Annotated in this window: 20 protein-coding genes; 18 read left to right on the forward strand and 2 right to left on the reverse strand. The window is 70.0% G+C overall.

The annotated features are described in order from the left end of the window. The first annotated feature begins 243 nt into the window (after positions 1-243). From HHX30_RS39480 to HHX30_RS39510, 7 genes are all read left to right on the forward strand, one after another. On the forward strand, positions 244-1,914 hold the full coding sequence (locus HHX30_RS39480) for a bacterial transcriptional activator domain-containing protein (protein WP_169989060.1): 1,671 nt from the start codon (positions 244-246) through the stop codon (positions 1,912-1,914). Positions 1,915-2,049: 135 nt separating this feature from the next. Continuing rightward, on the forward strand, positions 2,050-2,547 hold the full coding sequence (locus HHX30_RS39485) for a hypothetical protein (RefSeq protein WP_169989061.1): 498 nt from the start codon (positions 2,050-2,052) through the stop codon (positions 2,545-2,547). A 123-nt stretch (positions 2,548-2,670) separates the two neighbouring features. Further along, on the forward strand, positions 2,671-3,267 hold the full coding sequence (locus HHX30_RS39490) for a class I SAM-dependent methyltransferase (RefSeq protein ID WP_169989062.1): 597 nt from the start codon (positions 2,671-2,673) through the stop codon (positions 3,265-3,267). 81 nt (positions 3,268-3,348) lie between these two features. Further along, positions 3,349-3,759: a molybdopterin-binding protein gene (locus HHX30_RS39495; protein ID WP_169989063.1), complete on the forward strand. Its 411-nt coding sequence runs from the start codon at positions 3,349-3,351 to the stop codon at positions 3,757-3,759. A gap of 8 nt (positions 3,760-3,767) precedes the next feature. Further along, the gene (modA, locus tag HHX30_RS39500) at positions 3,768-4,547 is read left to right on the forward strand and encodes a molybdate ABC transporter substrate-binding protein (RefSeq protein ID WP_396706924.1); all 780 of its coding nucleotides are present in this window, start codon (positions 3,768-3,770) and stop codon (positions 4,545-4,547) included. A gap of 35 nt (positions 4,548-4,582) precedes the next feature. Next, complete coding sequence (gene modB / locus HHX30_RS39505) at positions 4,583-5,353, forward strand: molybdate ABC transporter permease subunit (protein WP_169989065.1); 771 nt, start codon at positions 4,583-4,585, stop codon at positions 5,351-5,353. Beyond that, positions 5,350-6,381 carry an ABC transporter ATP-binding protein gene (locus HHX30_RS39510; protein ID WP_169989066.1) on the forward strand — a complete coding sequence of 344 codons (1,032 nt, stop codon included), beginning with the start codon at positions 5,350-5,352 and terminating at the stop codon, positions 6,379-6,381. Before modB ends, HHX30_RS39510 begins: the two co-directional genes overlap by 4 nt. A 30-nt stretch (positions 6,382-6,411) precedes the next feature. Here the strand turns inward: HHX30_RS39510 and HHX30_RS39515 are convergent, their stop codons facing one another. Beyond that, complete coding sequence (locus HHX30_RS39515) at positions 6,412-7,461, reverse strand: helix-turn-helix transcriptional regulator (protein ID WP_169989067.1); 1,050 nt, start codon at positions 7,459-7,461, stop codon at positions 6,412-6,414. 174 nt (positions 7,462-7,635) lie between these two features. Between HHX30_RS39515 and HHX30_RS39520 the strand changes: the two genes are divergently transcribed. The 3 genes from HHX30_RS39520 to HHX30_RS39530 all read left to right on the forward strand — a co-directional run bounded on the left by HHX30_RS39520 (position 7,636) and on the right by HHX30_RS39530 (position 9,632). Beyond that, positions 7,636-8,097: a cupin domain-containing protein gene (locus tag HHX30_RS39520; RefSeq protein WP_169989068.1), complete on the forward strand. Its 462-nt coding sequence runs from the start codon at positions 7,636-7,638 to the stop codon at positions 8,095-8,097. Between the two features lie 64 nt (positions 8,098-8,161). Continuing rightward, positions 8,162-9,091, forward strand: a complete 930-nt coding sequence (locus HHX30_RS39525) for an AfsR/SARP family transcriptional regulator (RefSeq protein WP_169989069.1) — start codon at positions 8,162-8,164, stop codon at positions 9,089-9,091. 4 nt (positions 9,092-9,095) lie between these two features. After that, positions 9,096-9,632 carry a cupin domain-containing protein gene (locus HHX30_RS39530; RefSeq protein ID WP_311923044.1) on the forward strand — a complete coding sequence of 179 codons (537 nt, stop codon included), beginning with the start codon at positions 9,096-9,098 and terminating at the stop codon, positions 9,630-9,632. Here the strand turns inward: HHX30_RS39530 and HHX30_RS39535 are convergent. Further along, positions 9,583-10,227, reverse strand: coding sequence for a helix-turn-helix domain-containing protein (locus HHX30_RS39535; protein WP_211593430.1), 645 nt, complete (start codon positions 10,225-10,227; stop codon positions 9,583-9,585). The two genes, HHX30_RS39530 and HHX30_RS39535, sit on opposite strands and share 50 nt — an antisense overlap. Positions 10,228-10,356: 129 nt before the next feature. Here HHX30_RS39535 and HHX30_RS39540 point away from each other — a divergent pair, with 129 nt between their 5' ends. From HHX30_RS39540 to HHX30_RS39575, 8 genes are all read left to right on the forward strand, one after another. Beyond that, positions 10,357-11,508, forward strand: coding sequence for an acyl-CoA dehydrogenase family protein (locus tag HHX30_RS39540; protein WP_169989072.1), 1,152 nt, complete (start codon positions 10,357-10,359; stop codon positions 11,506-11,508). A gap of 518 nt (positions 11,509-12,026) precedes the next feature. Then, a complete protein-coding gene (locus HHX30_RS39545; protein ID WP_169989073.1) occupies positions 12,027-12,515 on the forward strand; it encodes a hypothetical protein in 489 nt (162 codons plus the stop codon). A 101-nt stretch (positions 12,516-12,616) separates the two neighbouring features. Further along, entirely contained in the window at positions 12,617-13,696 is a 1,080-nt protein-coding gene (locus tag HHX30_RS39550; RefSeq protein WP_169989074.1) for a DUF418 domain-containing protein, read from the forward strand. 227 nt (positions 13,697-13,923) lie between these two features. Next, complete coding sequence (locus HHX30_RS39555) at positions 13,924-14,763, forward strand: ABC transporter ATP-binding protein (protein WP_249350995.1); 840 nt, start codon at positions 13,924-13,926, stop codon at positions 14,761-14,763. Further along, a complete protein-coding gene (locus tag HHX30_RS39560) occupies positions 14,751-15,770 on the forward strand; it encodes an ABC transporter permease subunit (RefSeq protein ID WP_169989076.1) in 1,020 nt (339 codons plus the stop codon). The genes HHX30_RS39555 and HHX30_RS39560 overlap by 13 nt, the downstream gene beginning before the upstream one ends. 56 nt (positions 15,771-15,826) lie before the next feature. Continuing rightward, the gene (locus HHX30_RS39565) at positions 15,827-17,095 is read left to right on the forward strand and encodes a sensor histidine kinase (protein WP_249350997.1); all 1,269 of its coding nucleotides are present in this window, start codon (positions 15,827-15,829) and stop codon (positions 17,093-17,095) included. Continuing rightward, positions 17,092-17,748 carry a response regulator transcription factor gene (locus HHX30_RS39570; RefSeq protein ID WP_169989077.1) on the forward strand — a complete coding sequence of 219 codons (657 nt, stop codon included), beginning with the start codon at positions 17,092-17,094 and terminating at the stop codon, positions 17,746-17,748. Before HHX30_RS39565 ends, HHX30_RS39570 begins: the two co-directional genes overlap by 4 nt. A 667-nt stretch (positions 17,749-18,415) precedes the next feature. Continuing rightward, positions 18,416-19,897: an RICIN domain-containing protein gene (locus tag HHX30_RS39575; RefSeq protein WP_211593431.1), complete on the forward strand. Its 1,482-nt coding sequence runs from the start codon at positions 18,416-18,418 to the stop codon at positions 19,895-19,897. Positions 19,898-20,044: the final 147 nt, after the last annotated feature.

The raw sequence follows: 20,044 nt of genomic DNA on the forward strand, positions 1-20,044 counted from the left end.
AACCCTGATCAACCTCGGACTCACCCGGACCGGCAACGTCTGGAAACTTGCTGCAGCACGCGGGTAGAACGCCCGGGTCCACCACAGCCCCGCAGCCGCCACCACAAGATCTTCAGTGGCCTTCTAGTGGGACCACCGGCTGTAGAACGGGACGGCGCGGCGGTCCGTCCCCCCAGAGGCCGTAAGACATGGGGGCTGCTCGCCTACCTGCTGCTGGCCGAGCGTCCACCGAGCCGTAAACGTGTGGCCGAGCTGCTTTTCTGCGACGCCAACGACCCGTTGGGAGCGCTGCGGTGGACGCTCGCCGAGCTACGCCGGGCTTTCGGTGACGTGATCAGCGGCGATCCCCTTGTCACCCGGCTCGTTGACGACGTGAGGGTCGACCTTGACCTGCTCACCGACGAACACGCCGACCCGGCGTCGCTGTTGCTGTTCAACGGTGAGCTCCTCGAAGGTGCCGAGCCCGCGTCGAGCCCGGAGTTCGATTCGTGGTTGTCGGTGGAGCGGCACCGCGTCTCGGCACTGGTGGAGGGGCGGCTGCGGCAGGTGGCGGTCGGCCTGCTGGCAGCGGGGCGAGCGGGTGAGGCGATTCCCTACGCCTCGCGCGCCGTGGCGTACAACCCGCTGGAGGAAGGCAACCACGAGTTGCTGGTCCGAACCTTGACGGTGGCGGGAGATCGAAGCGCGGCCCTGCGCCAGATCGCGGTATGCGAGGACATGCTGCGACGCGAACTCGGAATCGAGGCCTCCCCGGCGCTTCGGGAGGCGGCGACCGCGGTCCCGGGTTCTCCGATGGCGCTGCCGTTGAGCGGCCGGGCCGCGGCCTCCAGCCAGCTCGACGCCGGCCGGGCCGCCATCGTGGCCGGGGCGGTCGACGCCGGCCTCCAGTGCCTGCGACGGGCCGTGGCCGAAGCGGCTCGCTGCCGGGATGCCGCCCTGCAGGGACGTGCGCTGGCAGCCCTGGGAGGTGCGCTGGTCCACGCGGCGCGGGGTCGAGATGAGGAAGGGACGGTCGTCCTCCAGGAGGCGATACTGCTGGCCACCGGCGCGGGCGACCGCGCCACCGCGGTGACCGCGCATCGCGAACTGGGCTTCGTCGAGGTCCAGGCGGGTCGGCTGAAGACCGCTGACGCCTGGCTTGCGAAGGCCCAGGCGCTCGCCGAGACCGACGAGGAGCTCGCCGCGATCCTCGGGGTTCGTGGCATGAACGCCTCCGACCGCGGTGACTACCCGGCCGCCTTCCAGGCTTTGCGTGAGTCGGTGGAGCGGGCCACCGGCTGCGGTGACGACCGTCAGCAGGCGTGGTCGTTGTCGATCCTGGCGCGTGCGCACCTTCTGCGCGCTGAGTACAGCCTGGCCACCGCCGCGCTGACACGCTCCCTGGATTTGGTCCGGCAACAGCGCTGGATGGCGTTCCTTCCCTGGCCGCAGGCCCTGCGCGGCGAAGTCGACACCTGCCTCGGCGACGTCGGCGGCGCGGCCGATCGGCTCGAACAAGCCTGGGCGCTGGCCTGCCAGGTCAACGACCCGTGCTGGGAGAGCATGGCTGCCCGCGGTCTCGCCGTGCTCAACGCCGGCAGGGGCGACCACGTAACCGCCACCAAATGGTTCGCCGAGGCGACGTCCCGGTCCACCCTGATGCCCGACCGCTACCAATGGGTGCACGCCTACGTGCTGGACGCCGCGATCACCGCGGCCCTGGACCACGGCGCGACGGACCGAGCCAGGCGACTGGTCGAGACCCTGGCCTCGCTGGCCGCCCGGTGCGACATGCGCGAACTCGTGGTGCGTGCCCACGTCCACCGATACCGGCTCGGCGACCGGACGGCGCTCACAGCCGCCCGACTGCTCGGCGCGGACATCGACAATCCCGCGTTGACCCGGCTGCTCGACGATCCCGCGTCGACACGATGAGGCGGACGACGAGATCGCGAGTCCGGTCCGACGGCGCGGGTGTCACGCCCCATCAGTTGAAAAGCCCGAGAGGCCCGAGAGGCCCGAGAGGCCGGAGTGCGGCGCGGGCAACGTGAACGAACACGGGAGACGAACATGAAGACATCAAGGGGAAGACTCGTCCGGCTTGCCGCGTCCGCCACGGCGTCGGCACTGAGCCTGGCACTGCTGCCCACGACACAGGCGAGCGCCGCCCAGGCCGGTCGCTGCGAGCTGACGTGGCGCTACCCCAAGAGCTACTCGAAGGAATACGTGGAACTGACCGTCCGCTGCCTTCCCAACAACGCCGGTGACACCATATGGAAGGTCAACCTCTGGGCGGACGACACGGTCGGCGACGACCTCATCGTCTCCTACCCCACCCAGTGTGCCTTCCCCGTCCCGTACCCGGTCACGAAGGAGATCAAGTGGACCGTTTACGCGGAGTACTTGGACGAAGACCTTCTCGACCGTGACGAGGTGTACCTCGGGGTGTGGTTCAGGAACGCCGGCGGCAACACGTACGGAATCCAGACGAACACGATTGCGGGTTGGTGGGGTAAAGCCGTCGACACCGGCTTCGGGCCGCCGAAACGGACGACGCTCGGCTGCTAGAGGGAGGGTCCCGCGATCTTTTGCACAGGCTCGCGATCACCGCCGTGCTTCTACGGGCGGTGGCGGGGAGGGAGTCGTGGTCGAATCGTTCATCCACCTCCTTCGGCAGAGGAGACGAAGACCATGAACGATCGATCCCTTGAGGAGACCAGGGAGTTCTTCGCCGCGAAGGCGGCCACCTGGGAGGAGAAGTATCCCGACGACGGCCCGGCCTTCGCCGCCGCGATCGCCGAGATGGCCCTGCCGGCCGGAGGGCTGGCCCTCGACGCCGGCTGTGGAACGGCCCGCGCCTTCCCCCTGCTGCGGAAAGCGGTCGGGGCGGCAGGGCGCGTTGTGGGCGTCGACGTCACCCCGGAGATGATCCTGTCGGCCCGCGAACGGGGGCGGGGCGACCACGGCCGGCTGCTGGTCGCCGACGTCGGGCGGCTTCCGCTCCGCGACGGCGTGGCCGACGGCGTGCTGGCGTCCGGGCTGATCTCCCATGTCCTCCAGCCGGTCACCGTGCTGTCCGAGCTGGCCCGGGTGACCCGGCCCGGCGGAAGGCTGGCGCTGTTCCACCCCGTGGGCCGGGCGGTGCTCGCGGCGCGGCGCGGCCGCGCCCTGACCGCCGGTGACGTACGGGCCCAGCACAACCTCCGTCCCCTGTTGGACACCGCCGGGTGGACCCTGGTCGACTACCACGACACCGATGAGCGCTATCTTGCGCTTGCTCGCAGATGAGAGGTATAGGCGGACTATGGCAGTGCTTTTGCAAGCGAAGAAAGGTCGCCAGGCTAGCGACTGCTGCGTAAGGTGGTGCCGGTGACGATGTTCCGGATCAGCGAAGCCGCCGCGGTGCTCGGGGTCAGCGCCGACACCGTACGGCGTCTCGTCGACGGGGGGCGGCTCGCCGCGCACCGCGACGAGAACGGCCACCGCCTGATCGCCGGCACCGACCTCGCCGGTTTCGCCCGGGCGCAGACCGAGGCGGACGAGCGCACCGGGGTCTCCTCGGCGCGCAACCGCCTACGCGGGATCGTGACCGAGGTGATCAGGGACGCGGTGATGGCCCAGGTGGAGATCGCCGCCGGGCCGTTCCGCGTGGTCTCGCTGATGAGCCGTCAGGCGGCCGACGAGCTCGGCCTGGAGCCGGGGGTGATGGCGGTGGCCGTCGTCAAGTCCACCAACGTCGTCGTCGAGATCCCCGGCCACGCGCGCGTCGCGAGTCAGTAGAAGGAGCTGTGGTGCTCACACGTCTGTCCCTGGCCGCCGTCCTCGCCTCGGTGTTATGTCTGACGGCCTGCGGCTCCTCCTCGGGTACGGCCGCTCCCGCGTCCGCAGCCGGGGGTTCGCCCTCGCTGACGGTGTTCGCCGCGGCGTCCCTGACCGAGACGTTCACCGAGCTGGGCAGGCAGTTCGAGAGCACCCACTCCGGCACGAAGGTCACCTTCAACTTCGGCTCCAGCGCGACGCTGGCACAACAGGTCACGCAGGGCGCTCCCGCCGACGTCTTCGCCGCCGCGAGCCCGGCCACGATGAAGACGGTCACCGACGCCGGGCTGGCCTCCGCGCCCACCGTGTTCGTCAGGAACACGCTCCAGATCGCCGTCCCCGAGGACAATCCGGCCAAGGTCGCGTCGCTCGAGGACCTGACCGACCCGAAGGTCAAGGTCGCCCTGTGCGCCGAGCAGGTGCCCTGCGGCGCCGCGGCGGTCAAGGCCCTCGACGCGGCCGGCGTCAAGGTCACCCCCGTCACCCTGGAGCAGGACGTCAAGGCGACGCTCACCAAGGTCAGGCTCGGTGAGGTCGACGCGGCGCTCGTCTACCGCACCGACGTGATCGCCTCCGGCGGGAAGGTCAGGGGCATCGACTTCCCCGAGGCCGGTCAAGCGGTCAACGACTACCCGATCGCGGCGCTCACCAAGGCGCCCGCACCCGACCTGGCCAGGCAGTTCGTCGACCTCGTGCTGTCGCAGCAGGGCAGGGACGTGCTGACCAAGGCCGGTTTCCAGGCGCCGTGACCGGGCCCGTTCGAGTGCGGGGCCCGCGGGCGCGCATGCCGTGGCCGCTTCTGGTGCCCGCGCTCGTGGGCCTGGCCTTCCTGGTCCTCCCTCTGGCCGGGCTGCTGGCCCGCGCCCCCTGGCAGTCCCTGCCCCAGCGGCTGGCCGAGCCGCTGGTGCTGGAGGCTCTGCGGCTCTCCCTGGTGACCGCGACCATCGCGACCGCGGTCTGCCTGCTGCTCGGCGTGCCGCTGGCCTGGCTGCTGGCCCGTACGACCCTGCCGGGCAGGCGCGTGCTGCGGGCCCTGGTCACCGTGCCGCTCGTCCTGCCACCGGTCGTCGGCGGCGTCGCGTTGCTGCTGGTGCTCGGCCGCCGCGGGCTCGCCGGGCAGTGGCTGTACGAGGCCTTCGGCGTCTCCCTGCCCTTCACCACCACGGGAGTCGTCGTCGCCGAGGCGTTCGTCGCCATGCCGTTCCTCGTCATCGCCGTGGAAGGGGCGCTGCGCGCGGCCGACCAGCGCTACGAGGAGGCCGCCGCGACCCTGGGAGCCTCCCGCTGGACGGTCTTCCGCCGCGTCACCCTGCCCATGGTCGCCCCCGGCGTGCTGGCGGGCGCCGTCCTGTGCTGGGCCCGCGCACTCGGCGAGTTCGGCGCGACCATCACCTTCGCCGGCAACTTCCCCGGCCGGACGCAGACCATGCCGCTGGCCGTCTACCTGGCGCTGGAGACCGACCCGGACGCCGCCATCGTGCTCAGCCTGGTGCTGCTCGCGGTCTCGGTGATCGTGCTGGCCGGGCTGCGCGACCGTTGGACAGGTACGGCATGAGTCTGCACGCCCACCTTGTCGTCGAGCGTCCCGGCTTCCGCCTGGACGTCGAACTGCGGGCGGCGGCGGGCGAAGTGGTCGCGCTGCTCGGCCCCAACGGCGCGGGCAAGACGACCGCGCTGCGCGGCCTCGCCGGGCTCACCCCCCTGAACGGCGGACGCGTCGAACTGGACGGCGCGCAGGTGCACCGGCTGCCGCCGGAACGCCGCCGGATCGGCGTCGTCTTCCAGGACTACCTGCTGTTCCCGCACCTGTCCGCCCTCGACAACGTCGCCTTCGGGCCGCGGTGCCAGGGTCTCCGCAGGGCCGCCGCCCGCCGCGTCGCCGCCGACCTGCTCGACCGTGTCGGCCTCGCCGGCCACGCCCACGCCCGGCCCGCGCACCTGTCCGGAGGGCAGGCGCAGCGCGTCGCACTCGCCCGCGCGCTGGCCGTACGGCCCCGCCTGCTGCTGCTGGACGAGCCGCTGGCCGCCCTCGACGCCCACACCCGTCTGGAGATCCGCGCCGAACTCCGCCGTCACCTGGCCGCCTTCGACGGCGCGACCGTCCTGGTCACCCACGACCCGCTCGACGCGATGGTCCTGGCCCACCGGCTCGTGGTCGTCGAGAACGGCGCCGTCGTGCAGACCGGCACCCCGGGCGAGATCGCCCGCCATCCGCGTACGGACTACGTCGCCCGCCTCGTCGGGCTCAACCTCTACCGGGGCGAGGCCGACGGAAACCACGTCGCCGTGGGCGAGGTTCGCTTCAGCAGCGCCGAACGCCTGACCGGGCCCGCTTTCGTCGCCTTCCCGCCGTCCGCGGTCGCCCTCTACCGGACCCGTCCCGACGGCAGCCCCCGCAACCTGTGGAAGGCCACCATCGACGGCATCGAACGGCACGGCGACAACGTCCGCGTCCACCTCCACGGGCCGATCGCGCTGGCCGCCGACGTCACCCCGTCGGCCGCCGCCGACCTCGATCTCACCCCCGGCCAGGAGGTCTGGGCCGCGGTCAAGGCCACAGAGACCCACGCCTACCCGGCCTGAGCCGGCTCCGCCCTTGCCTTGACCCCTCGATCAGGAATCGCGGAGACGACCGACGAGCTGGTTGCGGCTGCGCACGCCGACCTTCGCGAAGATCGATTTAAGGTAGTCCTGAACGGTGTAGGCCGACAGATGCAACCGATCGGCGATCTCGGCGGTGGAGCGGCCGGTGAGGACCTCCTCGCACACCTCTCGCTCCCGCGGGGTCAGGGCGTAGGAGGTCAGTACGATGCCGATCACCTCGTCGGCGGCCACCGGTTCGACGGTGATGAGCACCCGTTCGGCCGGCGACTCCAGGGCCATCAATCGCGCGGCGCGGAGCGCGACCCAGGTTCCCGAGATGTCACGCATGCGGGCGTACGCCGTGCCCGTAGGGGAACCGGACAGCGTGGCGGCCACCGCGTGCAGTGCGACGTCGAGCCAGCCGGGGCGTGTCGCCTGCCAGGCCTCCAGCCATTCGAGGGCGGCGGGCGTGGCGCCCTTGAACTCGCCGCCGGCACCGAGCACGATCACGACCGGGCCGCCGGAGCCCGCACTGGTGCCGGGCATCCTGCTCCTGTTCGCCGTCCGCAGCGCTATGCCGATCAGCGGAGCGGCCGAGGCCAGGAAGTCCGCCTCGGCCGTGGAGAAGTCGGGTCCGTCAGGGCCGCGCATCAGGCCGGCGACCCCCCAGCAGGCACCGTCGCTGACGAAGGACGCGCGCAGATCGAAGGCCACCCCGATGGACTTGTAGAGCTCGTTGAAACGCCGACTGCGCACGACCTCGCCGAACGGCAGGTCGGAGAGCCGGGAGACGGTGACCTGGCTTCGCGCCAGGTCGGCGAAGCTGTTTCCGTCAGAAGGGCCGTACTCGATCTCGGCGAACAGCGCCTCCTGCTGTTTGGAGGGGTTGAGGTCGACCGTCACAGAACCGGTGGGGAGCATGGTCTGGGGGTCCACAGCCGCCCAGCAGGTGGCGTCGTACGGCACGACCCTGCCGACCACGTCGACCGCCTCCTGCTGGACGTCGGCTGGGCTCAGGCCGGTCGCCGCGAGGGCGGACAAGGCGCGCCTGGCCTCGTGGGCCCGTGCCTGGTTCACCATGGTCCCAAGTATCGAAGAGTCCGCCGCCGGCCACCATCCCAGATTCCTGGGGGTGCCGGCCGAGCGAGATCACCCTTCGCGTGGGATGGAGCGCAACCGCACCTGGTTCTTAACGTGAGAGCGCAATGCGGTAGCAGCAGGGACCGCAACCCCAATGCCACGGAAGGAGATTCGATGTCCCAGCAGGTTCACCACAGCCTTGCCGGCGAGGGCAGGGAGCTGTTCACGGTCGACAGCACCGCGACGGTGAAGGTCGGCGCGGAGCACACCGATGGTGAGTACGAGTTGTTCGAGATCGACGGCGAGCGAGGGAGCTTCGTCCCGCCGCACCGGCACCCCTGGCCCGAGTCGTACTACATGCTGCACGGCAGGATGTCGGTTCAGGTGGGCTCCAAGCGGTACGAGATAGGCCCCGGCGAGTCGATCACGGTCCCCACCGGTGCCGTGCACACCATCGAGGTGCGCAGCAAGGCCGCGAAGTTCCTGGCTTTCAGCCTGACCGACGGCACCGGAAAGCTCTTCGCCGACCTCGACGCGAATGTTCCCCCTGGGCGCGCGATGGAGGAACTGGCTCCGCTCATCACCGAGATCGCTGAGCGGAACCGGACCACCTTCATCGGCCGTCCCGCACAGTAGCCCTCTCATTCAGGCCGGCCGAGGAGGCCCCGGCCAGGGGCTTGCGTCATTCATGGAGGACATCATGGACTTCCGGCTACTCGGTGAGACGGCGGTGCTGGCGGATGACGGCACGTCACTCGATCTCGGCCACAGAAAGCAGCGTGTGGTGCTCGGCGCGCTGATGCTCAGGGCAGACAAGACCATCGACATCGAGCAGCTCATCGACGCGATCTGGCCGGAGACCGCGAACAGGCGCGTCGCCGTGCGCAGCCTGCACGCGTACGTGTCCAAGCTGCGCCGGATCCTCGAGCCGGGTACGGAGCGACGCGGCGACTACGAGATCATCGCCAGGCGTCCGAAGGGCTACCGCCTGACCGTCCGGCAGGAGTGCCTGGACATCGGACGGGTGCACATCCTGGCGCGGGAGGGCCGCAGGCTCTTCGCCGCGGGCCACAGCGCGCAGGCGTCGGCCGAGCTGCGTAAGGCACTCGCCGAGTGGCGCGGTGAGCCGCTGGAGGATTTTCCCGACGGGCCATGGATCCGCGACGAGGCGCACTACCTGGCCGAGTTGCACAGGGGCCTCATCGAGGACGCGGCGGAGGCGGATCTGGCACAAGGGCTCGGCCCTGCGCTGGTCCCCGAACTGGGACGGCTGCTGGGGGCCTTCCCACACCGGGAACGGCTGCGTGCGCTCACCGCGCACGCGCTCTACCAGGCGGGCCGGCAGGCGGACGCGCTGTCCCTCATCGCCGAAGGACGCAGGCAGATGGTCGAGGCCTTCGGGCTCGACCCCGATGCCCGCATCCGCCTGATGGAGGATCGGATCCTGCGCCAGGATCCCTCGCTCACCCCGCGGCAGGTAGTGCGGCTGCACGGCAACAGCCGTGCGAGGGTGCGGCGTCAGGCGACCACCAGGCTCACTCCGAAGGTGTCGGCGACATCGCCACAGACGGACACTCTGCCAACGAGGAAAGGGGCGCTGTCATATGTCACTACCTGTTCCATCCCATGATGTCGTGGTGGTACGAGAGGCGGAGACCGAGATCCTCACAGTCGCCCAGGTGACCGGGCGACTGTATGCCGACAGCAGTCAGGTTGGGGGAGCTCTCAGCGCTCAGCGGATCACCCTCGGGCAGGGAGCCTCGGGAGCGTCGCCGCACCATCACACCAGGGCCAGCGAGCTCTTCTACGTCCTGCAGGGGGCGGCCGAGATCCTCACCGGAGATCGCGTCCTCACGGCGGAGCAGGGAGACCTGGTCGTGGTCCCACCCCGCGCCGTCCATGCCTTCGCCGCCGCCCCCGGAACCGAGGCCGATCTGCTGGTCGTCGTCACACCCGGAATAGAGCGCTTCGAGTACTTCCGCCAACTGCAGCGCGTCGCCAAGGGCGAGGCCGCCTTGGAGAGCATCCTCGACACCCAGGACCTCTACGACAACCACTTCGACGAAAACCAGGTCTGGCAGCAGCACCTTCTCCGGCGCGCACGACCCTTCCCTGTGTCCGTCAGCTCACGCGGTGCGGGCGAGGGACCTGGGCGAATGTCGAGAGCCTGAACCACCGTGGCAGAGCGCGGCGTAGCGCCTCCGGGCCGTGCACCTCGACAGCGCCGGAGCGGAGGGCGTCGGACCAGGTGAGATCGCCACGCCAGATCTCGGTCATCCGCCGCAGGCCCACGGTCACCTGCACCGTCAGCGGATAGCCGGGATCGTCGTCGCATACGTCGACGTCGCCGGGAGTGATGACCAGCCACCAGTCGCGGGTGTGCACCGGGGCGTCGGGAAAGGTGAACTGCACCACCGTCCGCTGTTCGGGGATGACGTCGTGGTCGACGTTTCGGTGCATGTCCCACAGCAGCAGATGTGGATCGAGGTCCTCGTCGCCGAGCTCCGGAATCCAGCGGATGCCCCAGGCGCCCAGTGCCTCCACTATCGGCTGCAGTTCCTGCCCGGCCGGGGTGAGCAGGTAACGCACCCGGTTGCCGTCGGGACGGCGCTCCAGAACACCGGCCCGCTCCAGCCGGTTGAGCCGCCTCGACAGCAGAGAGGGGGACATCCTCGGCACCCCGCGGCGCAGCTCGTTGAAGTGCCGGCTTCCGGTGACCAGCTCCCGGATGATGAGGAGCGTCCAGCGCTCGTCGAGTAGCTCCATCGCCTTCGCGACAGGACAGAATTGTCCGTACGAGGATCCCACGCCGATCAGCGTAACCCTGAGACGAAATCACCAGGTGGTACAAATCTCGTACTAGGGGAGGGCGTCCGGCGTTCTTACAGTCGATTCATGACGTTCACGATCAACCCGATTCAGCACGACGCCGACGTGGTCGCACTGGCCGCCGAGGTCGGCCTGAAATGCGCGCCGAGCGAGGCGGAACACGACCTGAACGCGTCCTTCGTCGCCGAGGGCTACCGGGCGATGCAGGATCGCGGTTACCTGCGGCTGGCCGTACCCACGGAATTCGGCGGCCTGGGTGCCGCACTGCGTCAGGTGGTGCTGGCCGAGGGCGAGCTCGCCCGCCATGCCGGATCGGCCGCGCTGGCCTCCGCCATGCACCTCTACATGACCCTCGTCCAGTGCTGGCGGCACCGCCGGGGCGCGCCGGACGCCGAAGGCGCGTTGCGCCGGATCGCCGCCGACGGCCTGATCATGGCCACCAGCGGTGGATCGGACTGGGTGTGCCCGACGACGACGGCCGTCGAGGTCGACGGCGGGTACCGGTTCACCGGACGGAAGTCGTTCTGCTCGCAGGCGCCGGTCGCCACCGTCATCTCCACCTCGGCCGTGCTCGGGGAGCCCGGACCCGACGCCGAGGTGCTGCACGCGGGGGTACCTCTGTCCAGCCCCGGCGTGTCGCTGGTCGAGACCTGGGACACGCTCGGCATGCGTGGCACCGGCAGCCATGATCTCGTGTTCGACGACGTGTTCGTTCCGGCGGACAAGATCCTCGGTCGCCGGCCGTACGGAAAGCTCGCGGGCCCGCTGCTGGTCGCCGCCATCCACTTCGCGCCCGTCGTGAGCGCGGTGTATCTGGGCATAGCGCGGGGGGCGTACGACGAGGCGCTCCGCGTCCTCGGCGCGCGTGCCGGAGACCCGGCTCCGGCGGTGGTACGTCAGCTGGGAGAGATGGACGCCCGCCTGCGGGTGGCCTGGTGGGCGCTGCTCGCCGCCGTCGAAGAAGTCGGGGACGATCCGCCGGCGGACGAGCCGACCTTGATCACGCTGATGGTGGCCAAGCGGCACGCCGTGTGTGAGGCGAAGGCCATCGTCGACCTCGCCCTCGACGTCGTGGGAGGTTCCGCCTTCTTCCGAACCTCTCCCTTGGAACGGGCATACCGGGACGTTCGCGGCGGTCCGTTCCACCCTCTCACCCCCGAGGCGACCTTGGCTCTGGCCGGCACCGCCGCACTGGCCGACGCGCGGCGTACATCGTGATCGTCGTCCTTCTCGCCGAGATCACACGGCCCTGCCGGTTGCGGCCGGCGGTCCACCGATCAGGGTCTTGACCTGCAACTTCCGAGTCGGAGGTGGCGCGATGAGGGGGAACATGTACCGGCAGGCCTCGCGCTCAAGCGGGTGCGTGGCCTGTCGGCTGAATGCTCTTGGTAGCGGTGGAGCGGCATGCGTTCGATCATCCCGATGAACCGATACTCCGGATCGCGTCGGTGCGTCATGATCGGATGCGATGAGCAGCAGTGGAGGGGACTCCGATCCCGCTCGGGGTGACGCTCGCCGGCACCACCTGAATCAGGTGAACGGTGTGCTTCGTCGCCCTGGCATGTACGGCAGGGATGAGACGGCGGAACGGCTTCTGCTGGAGGCGATGGCCGCCGTGGACGGGAGCCTGCCGCGGTGGTGGGCGGAGTGCGATCGGCTACGCGAACGCGACGCGTTCGCCGCGACGGGCGTCATGGGCGCCTACAGCGACATCCTTCCCGCCGACGCCTTACGTGATGCCACGGCCTCCGTCTACGCCGAGATCGCTCATCGCCTCGGCTGGCTGGAGCTGGATCGGGCGGAACACCGCACCCGACACCGGTTTGCGGGGCGTCCACCCCGAACCGGTGGTGCTCGCCGTACGTCATCGGCCGGGCCCTTTTCCCGGCGCCTTCTCCTTCACGCCCGAGGGCCTGCGCCGCAGGCCCGGCGCCGACCAGCGCAGTCCGCTCAGGCCGGCCGTCTGGATCTTCCACGGTGAGCACGCCCGGCACGCTTCCGGGGTGTTCGACACGCTGGACACCGGGCTCGCCTGGGCGGCCGAGCACCAGGTGACCGGGATCCTGGCCGAGTACCCTCACGGCGGCGCCTACGACGTCGCAGTCAGCGAAGGTCGCTTCACCCCCTCGGAAGCGCACCACGGCACCGCCGATCACGTCGCCACCTTCAGCCCGGGGTTACGCCATATCCACCTGACCGGCGGCTGTCCAGATGCCGTCAGGTAACCGTCCTCGCCGACGAGTCGGCCGGAAGTACGATCTCGGGCGCTGCGGACCCTGCTTTCGACCGATGCCGTCCCCCTGGGGGCCCTGCAGGATGAGGCCCCATGCCACGCGAAGAACTCCCCCAGGATTCGCCGCCCAAGGGCCCGGCCCGCCATCCCGGCCATCGTCTTCCGTACGAAGGGCCCGCCTCCGCCGATCGGCCCCAGGTCGCTGTGCTCTCCTCGGGCCGGCCCCGGATCATCGCGCTCGACGTACTGCGCGGGTTCACGCTGTGCGAGATCCTGCTCGCCAACATCCAGCTGATAGCCAACGGCGGCACCGCCGTTGCGACGCAGCCCATGGGGAACTGGGACCCCTGGCTCGGGCTCCCGATCTTTTCCCTGTTGTTCGGCATCGGGTTCTCGCTGTTGCTGGACTCCGCCGCGAACCGCGTCCTCCGGCCACGGCTGGTCCTGCTGCGCCGGCTTCTGGCGCTGCTCGCGATCGGCCTGGTGCATATGCTGCTGTGGCCGGGTGAAATCCTGACCAAGTACGCCATCGTCGGCATGCTGGTGTTGCTGCCCTCGAGCTGGCTGCCGCGGTGGGCCGTGGCCGGCCTCTCCGCCGTGCTCGTGACGGTGGCGATGATCGGCGGGGGCGGGCCCCTGTTGATCGCCGGACTGTTCCTGCTGGGCTCGGCACTCGTCCGATACGGGGTGATCGAGCAGATCGAGCAGTCCACCCGAGGACCGGTCCTGCTGGGCCTGGTCTTCGCGGCGGGACTCGCCTCTGCCCTGTGGGTACAGGCGAGCATGCGGGCCGTAGGGGCCACGACGCAGCTGCCTTTCATGTCTACTCTGGCTGATCTGCTACTCGCCGGTGTGTATGTGTGCGTCCTGTTGATCCTGCTCAGAACGCCGCTGCGACCGGCGCTGCAGTTCGTCTTCGCGCCACTGGGCCGGATGGCACTGACCAATTATCTGACCGCCACACTCCTCGTGCTGGCGGCCGGTCGCGTCCTCGGCCTGCCGATCGGCCAATCGTTGCCGGCGGCGTTCCAGGCCGCGGGAATCGTTCTCACGGCCCAGTGGCTGATGTCCACTCTCTGGCTTCGCCGCTACCGCCAGGGCCCCATCGAGTGGCTCTGGCGCTGGGCCACCTGGGCCCACCGCCCGCCCCTCAACCGGGGCAGGACCCCATGAGCCGGCTTCATCTGCCGGGACGACTCCGAACGATCAGCAGGACGGCGGTCCGACGCAGGGCCTGGCATCGAACCAGCCGTAAGTACGATCGCCGACGGTGCGAATCGTGCCTTCGGCTGGTGACCCGGGGTGGCGCCGCTCTCGACGATGGATGCATGTCGGAAGAGGAATCCGTCCCTGTGCTGCGAGCCGAGGGATTGACGAAAAGGTACGGCCGCCGGGAGGCGTTGAGCGGGGTCGATCTGAACGTTCCGGCCGGTCGCGTCGTCGGTCTGGTCGGCCCGAACGGGGCCGGCAAATCGACGCTGCTGAATCTGGCCTGCGGGCTGCAGGAGCCGACGTCGGGCTCGTTGCGCGTTCTGGGGTCCCGTCCGGCGGCGAGTGCCGCGCACCTGGCCCGGGTGGGGTTCGTGGCGCAGAACACCCCGGTATATCCGTCGTTCAGCGTGGCCGACCACCTTCGTCTGGGCGCGCGCCTGAACCCGTCGTGGGACCAGGGCCTGGCCGAGCGGCGCATCACGCAGGTCGGGCTCGACCCGGGCCAGAAGGCGGGACGGCTGTCGGGCGGTCAGCGCGCACAGCTGGCGCTGACGATCGCCGCCGCCAAGCGCCCCGAGCTGTTGATCTTCGACGAGCCGGCCGCCGCGCTGGACCCGCTGGCCCGCCAGGGGTTCCTGGTGAGCCTGCTGGAGTTCGTCGCCGAACTCGGCGCCAGCGCGGTGCTGTCATCGCATCTGCTCAGTGATATCGAGCAGGCATGCGACCACCTCATCGTGCTGTGCGACTCGCGGATCCAGGTCGCCGGCGAGGTCCGGGACCTGCTGGCCGCCCACCACCGGCTGGTCGCGCCCCGCGGCGAGTTCGACCGGCTGCCCGCCGGGGTCGAGGTCATTCGTACCGAGCACCACGCCCGGTCCAGCAGCGCCGTGGTGCGCACCGACCTCCCGCCGTCGGAGATCCCGTTCCGGGCCGAGCCGGTCACGCTCGAAGAGCTGGTGCTCGGTTACATGTGGCGGGCGACCGCGCCCGTCGCCGTGGCCGGGGAGGAGGCGCGATGTTCTGGTTGAACTGGCGGCAGTTTCGTCTCCAGGCGCTCGTCGGCGCCCTGGGGCTCGCCCTGGTCGCCGTGTACCTGCTGTACCTGGGCATGGACATCCGGGACGCCTACGACGCCTACCGGTCCCGGTGCACCGGCCCCGCCGGCTGCGCGCAGGCCGGCAGCCAGTTCCAAAGCGCCTACAAGAACACGCTGCTGTTTCTGGCCGGCGGGCTCGGGCTGATCCCCGTCATCATCGGGATGTTCTGGGGTGCGCCGCTGATCGCGCGGGAACTGGAACTCGGCACCCATCGGCTGGTGTGGAACCAGAGTGTGACCCGCCGCCGCTGGCTCATCGGCAGGATGGCGTTCGTCGGCGTGGCCGCGATGGTCCTGACGGCCCTGGTCGCCCTGCTGCTCACCTGGGCGGCCTCCCCGTACGACCATGTCGCCTCCGACCGGTTCGGCACGGTGGAGTTCGGTGCCCGCAACATCGCTCCGATGGGCTACGCCTTCCTCGCCTTCGCCCTCGGCACCATCGTCGGCCTGCTGGTGCGCCGGACGCTGCCGGCGATGGCCATCACGGGCGTGGTCTTCCTCGTCGTCCAGTTCGCCGTGCCGAACCTGGTGCGGCCGCATCTCATGGCGCCGGAGACGGCGTCCCTGCCGATGACCGCGCAGGCCATCAATCAGGCCAAGAACTTGGGCAGCATCACCGGCGCCCCGGTCATCGGCGGCCTGCGGGTTCCCGGCGCCCCCGACGCGTGGATCAGCCAGACCAGCCCGATGCGCACCGCCGACGGGCGAACGGTGGACGAGAGCACGTTCAACGAGTGCCTCAACGCCCCGTCCAAGACGGGCGCCGGCGGCACGTTCGGTGACGCCGCGGTGTGCCTGTCCGAACTCGACCTGCACGTTGACATCGAGTACCAGGCCGCCAGCCGGTACTGGTCGTTCCAACTGGCCGAAACCGGGCTCTATCTGCTGGCGGGCGCGCTCCTCACCGCCATCGCTGTGCGGCGCGTCAGACGCGCCTGACGCGATCAGGCTCTCTGATTCTCGTCCCGGCTGCCGATTCCGAAACGAGGTCCCTCATGCCGCTTGCGGGCGCCGCCCGGCCGGCCTTAGCAGAAGAGATGGAACGCAACCGCGACGTGCCGGGCGCCGTCCTGCCGGACAGCGCCGCCGGGCGGCGCGTCGATAGGCTGACCGGCGTGACCGTTGCCGAGGGATGGGGCCGGGTAGCCTCCGTGGCCGGGCTCGGCGCCGTTCTGCTGGCGGCGATCGCGGTGCAGGCCGCCGCCATCGCACAGAGCTGGGGCTCCTGGTACTGGATGCCGGGCAGCGTCTGCGCGGCGGTGGTGTGCGTGCCGGCGTTGCTGGGGCTGCGCCGGCCGCTCTGGCCGACGGTCGCGGGGCTCGGCGCCGCGGTGGCGGCCATCGTGGCCACCCGCGTGGCCGGCCCTGACCTTCCCGCCGAACCCAGCCCGGCCATGACCCTGGGGTTGGCGGTGCTGACCGGCTCCGCGCTCCGGGCCCTTGCGCCGGTACCGGCCGGTGCCATCGCGGCCGCCGGGCCTGTCGTGATCATCGCCGGTCAGCTCGCCGCCGGGCCGCCGTCCGCCGGTCTCCCGGCGGTGACGGCACTGGACGGCTTGGTCTGGCTGGCCGGCGCCGGGGCCGGGCTGACGCTTCGGACGTTGGACGCGCGAGCGTCGGCCGCCGCCGAGCGGGTGCGCCGGGCCGAACGGCTGGAGCTGGCCCGGGAACTGCACGACGTCGTGGCCCACCACATCACCGGCATGGTCGTCCAGGCGCAGGGCGTCCAGGTGGTCGCGCGACGGAACCCCGAGCAGGTGACCGACTACCTCAGCGAGATGGAGACCGCCGGCATCGAGGCCCTGGCCGCGATGCGCCGCGTCGTCGGGCTGCTGCGCGACGCCGACGACGCCGCACCGGCGTCCCCCGGGCCGGAGCGGCTCGGCGCGCTGATCGAGCGTTTCGGCAGGAAGGGCCCGGTGGTGCGGCTGAGCCTGCCGGACGGGGATGCCACGTGGCCGCCGGAGGTGACCAGCACCGTCTACCGCATCGTCCAGGAGGCGCTGACCAACGTGCTGCGGCACGCGCCCAGGGCCCGCTCCGTCACGGTCACCGTCGAGCAGAACCCGCAGGACGTCACCGTCGAGGTCACCGACGACGCCCCGGCGGCCCCGGCCCGGCCCGGTCATCGCGGCGGCTACGGTCTGATCGGCATGCGCGAACGCGTCGAGACGCTCGGCGGCTCGCTGCGCGCCGGACCACGGCCCGGTGCCGGCTGGTCGGTGCGGGCGACCCTGCCCGCCCCCACCAGGAAGCCACGATGACGATCTCAGTCCTGCTCGCCGACGACCAGTCGATGATCCGCCGAGGGCTGCGGCTGATTCTGGAGGACCAGCCCGACATCACGGTCGTCGGGGAGGCGCCCGATGGGGCCGAGGCGGTCGCCATGGCCCGGCGGCTGCGCCCCGACGTGTGCCTGGTGGACATCAGGATGCCTCTGCTCGACGGCATCGAGGTGACCCGCGCGCTGGCCGGCCCGCAGGTGCCCGACCCGATGCGGGTCGTCGTGGTCACCACCTTCGACCTCGACGAGTACGTGTACGGGGCCCTGCGAAGCGGTGCGGCGGGGTTCGTCCTCAAAGACGCCGGGCCGGCCCTGCTCGTCGAGGCGGTCCGCGCCGCCCACAACGGCGAAGCACTGGTCTCGCCGTCGGTCACCGTCCGGCTGCTGCGGCACCTGACGGCCGCCTCGTCACCGTCGCGCGCCGCGCAGACCCCGCCGCTGTCGGACCGCGAACTCCAGGTCGTCCGGGCCCTCGCGCGCGGCCGGACCAACCAGGAGATCGCCGCAGAGCTGCTCATCTCGCTGAGCACCGTCAAGAGCCACCTGTCGGCCATCCAGACCAAACTCGGAGCCCGCAACCGGGTCGGAATCGTCACCTGGGCATGGGAGAACGGGCTCGTCGACACCGGATGACGCGGCACCGGCCAGTACGCATGCGGGAAGCAGCGAGCGTAGAACTGGATGCTGCCGCGGGTGTAGAGCGTGTTTTCGGCTGGACCGAGAGTAAGCAGCATGCCGCGCAGCGGCGGAGCCGCGCCGGGACGGAACAGCTGGGCGTCCTCGCTGTCGGTTGCAACAGAGCCATCGTCACTGGCCCGCCGTGGCCATGCCCCTCGGGTCACGGTTCGAAATCGGGAGCCTCGAACGGTGTGGCGGTGGCGACGCGGCTGAACGCGCCGTCGGCCTGGTAGGCCACAGCGCCCCCGGGCGGCAGGCGATCCTGTTCGTACCCTGCACCGACCGGGCCGCGATCGGAGAGCGGAACGCGTGGCCGAGGCGCGGTGGAGTTGCAATCGGCACCATTGGGGCGTTGGCGCGACCAGGAAGTCTGCCTGAAATTTACAGCGCTGTCCGTCCCGGACCAGCGGTTCGAGCAAGCCGTCCCCCTTTCTGTTGACGCAATCCCGCCTCCTCTCTAGCGTGAGGCCTCCGTGGGTGATCGGCATTTATTTGTTACCGCTAACAATATGCACAAGTGCAAGTTTGACCCAGCAATTTACATCTAGTGATGGGACATTTCATGGCACTGAGCATGGCGTCTGGCGATTACTCATCAGGACCATCGCGGAGCATCCGGTCGTTGCGCCAGTTACTGATCGCCCTTGTGCTGACCGCGCTCACCGCGGTGGCAGCCCTCGTACCCGCGCCGTCGGCCAATGCCGCCACCAGCCAATTCCGAGGCATGAACTGGGCCGTGCTGGGTGACAACTTCAGCACCGGCACGCTCGTCGTGCAGGGCCTGAGCCAGTCCGACAGCAACGCGACAGTACGGGCCAAGGCCAACTCGCTCTACGACCATATGGAATACATCATGGGGGTCAACACGGTCCGGTTGCCTATCAACACCCACACTGTGGCCAACACGACCTGGTGGAACTCCTACCGCGGCGCCATCGACGCCGCCACCGACCGTGGATTCAAGGTCATCCTGGCCTATTGGGAGGACGGTGCCGCCTCCGGCGGCAGGATCACGAACCTCGCCGCGTGGAACGCGATGTGGTCCAGTGTGATCAGCACGTACGGCTCGAACGGCAACGTCTACTTCGAGCCGATGAACGAGCCGCACGGCTACTCGTCGGCGGAGTGGCGCAATGTGGCAGCGAACTGGCTCAGCACTCACACCTCGGCGGCACCCGGCCGGGTACTCATCGGCGGCACCGGCTTCAGCCAGGACCTCCGGGACATCTGCAACGACAGCCGTTTCAACTCGACGCTGTTGTCCTTCCACTATTACGCCTTCTTCTACAGCGCGATGACCTACGACGCCTTCCGAAGCCACATCCAGACGCTTCTGGGCAACTGCGCCTCCCGCGCGATCGCGACGGAATTCGGCGCGCCGATGTCCACCGGCCTCAACTACGCCGACCCGAACAGCACCGACAACTTCGTGCGCTACCTCCGCGCCATGGCCCAGGTGATGCGTGACAACCAGATGGGCGGCACCTACTGGCCGGCCCTCGGCGGCAAGATAACCGCAGGCCTCGGCTACGACCACTACTCGATGTGGGCCCTCGGCGGCAGCGGCACCAACCTCACCTTGGCCGTCCGCAACCAATCCGGCGCCGACCGGGTCCGCTACGGCTGGGGCGACACCGTCCGCGACTCCACCCCCACCGCCACGCCCACCCCCACGCCAGAGCCGGAAACGTTCTACCGGATCAACGCGCGCCACAGCGGCAAGGCCATGGACGTCCAACAAGCGAGCACCAACAACAGCGCGCGCATCGACCAGTACACCTACGGCGGCAACGCGTGGCAACAGTGGCGCTTCCAGGACGCCGGCAGCGGCTACTGGCGCATCATCAGCCGCCACAGCGGAAAGTGCCTCGACGTGACGAGCGCCTCAACCGCCGACGGTGCCGAGCTCATCCAGTACACCTGTGGCACCGGCACCAATCAGCAGTTCCAGATGGTCACCAACGGTAGCTACTTTCAGCTCCGGGCACGACACAGCGGCAAATGCGTGGACGTACCGTCCGCATCGACCGCGGATGGCGTGATCATCAAGCAGTATCCGTGCAACACCGGCGCCAACCAGCAGTGGTCGCGCACGGCCGTCTAACGGTCGTCTCGACGTAACCGCGGATCCGCGGTACATCCCTCCCCGGCGCCGATCTCGTGCTGTGCGCTCGGTGCCGGGGATCCGGATTGCGGCGTTGTGCGGTCGGCCCGAGGTGCGGTGTCGGTCCTGCCGCCGGTCCGTCTCCCC

Source organism: Microbispora sp. H10836, from assembly GCF_012999525.1.
Lineage (GTDB): Bacteria > Actinomycetota > Actinomycetes > Streptosporangiales > Streptosporangiaceae > Microbispora.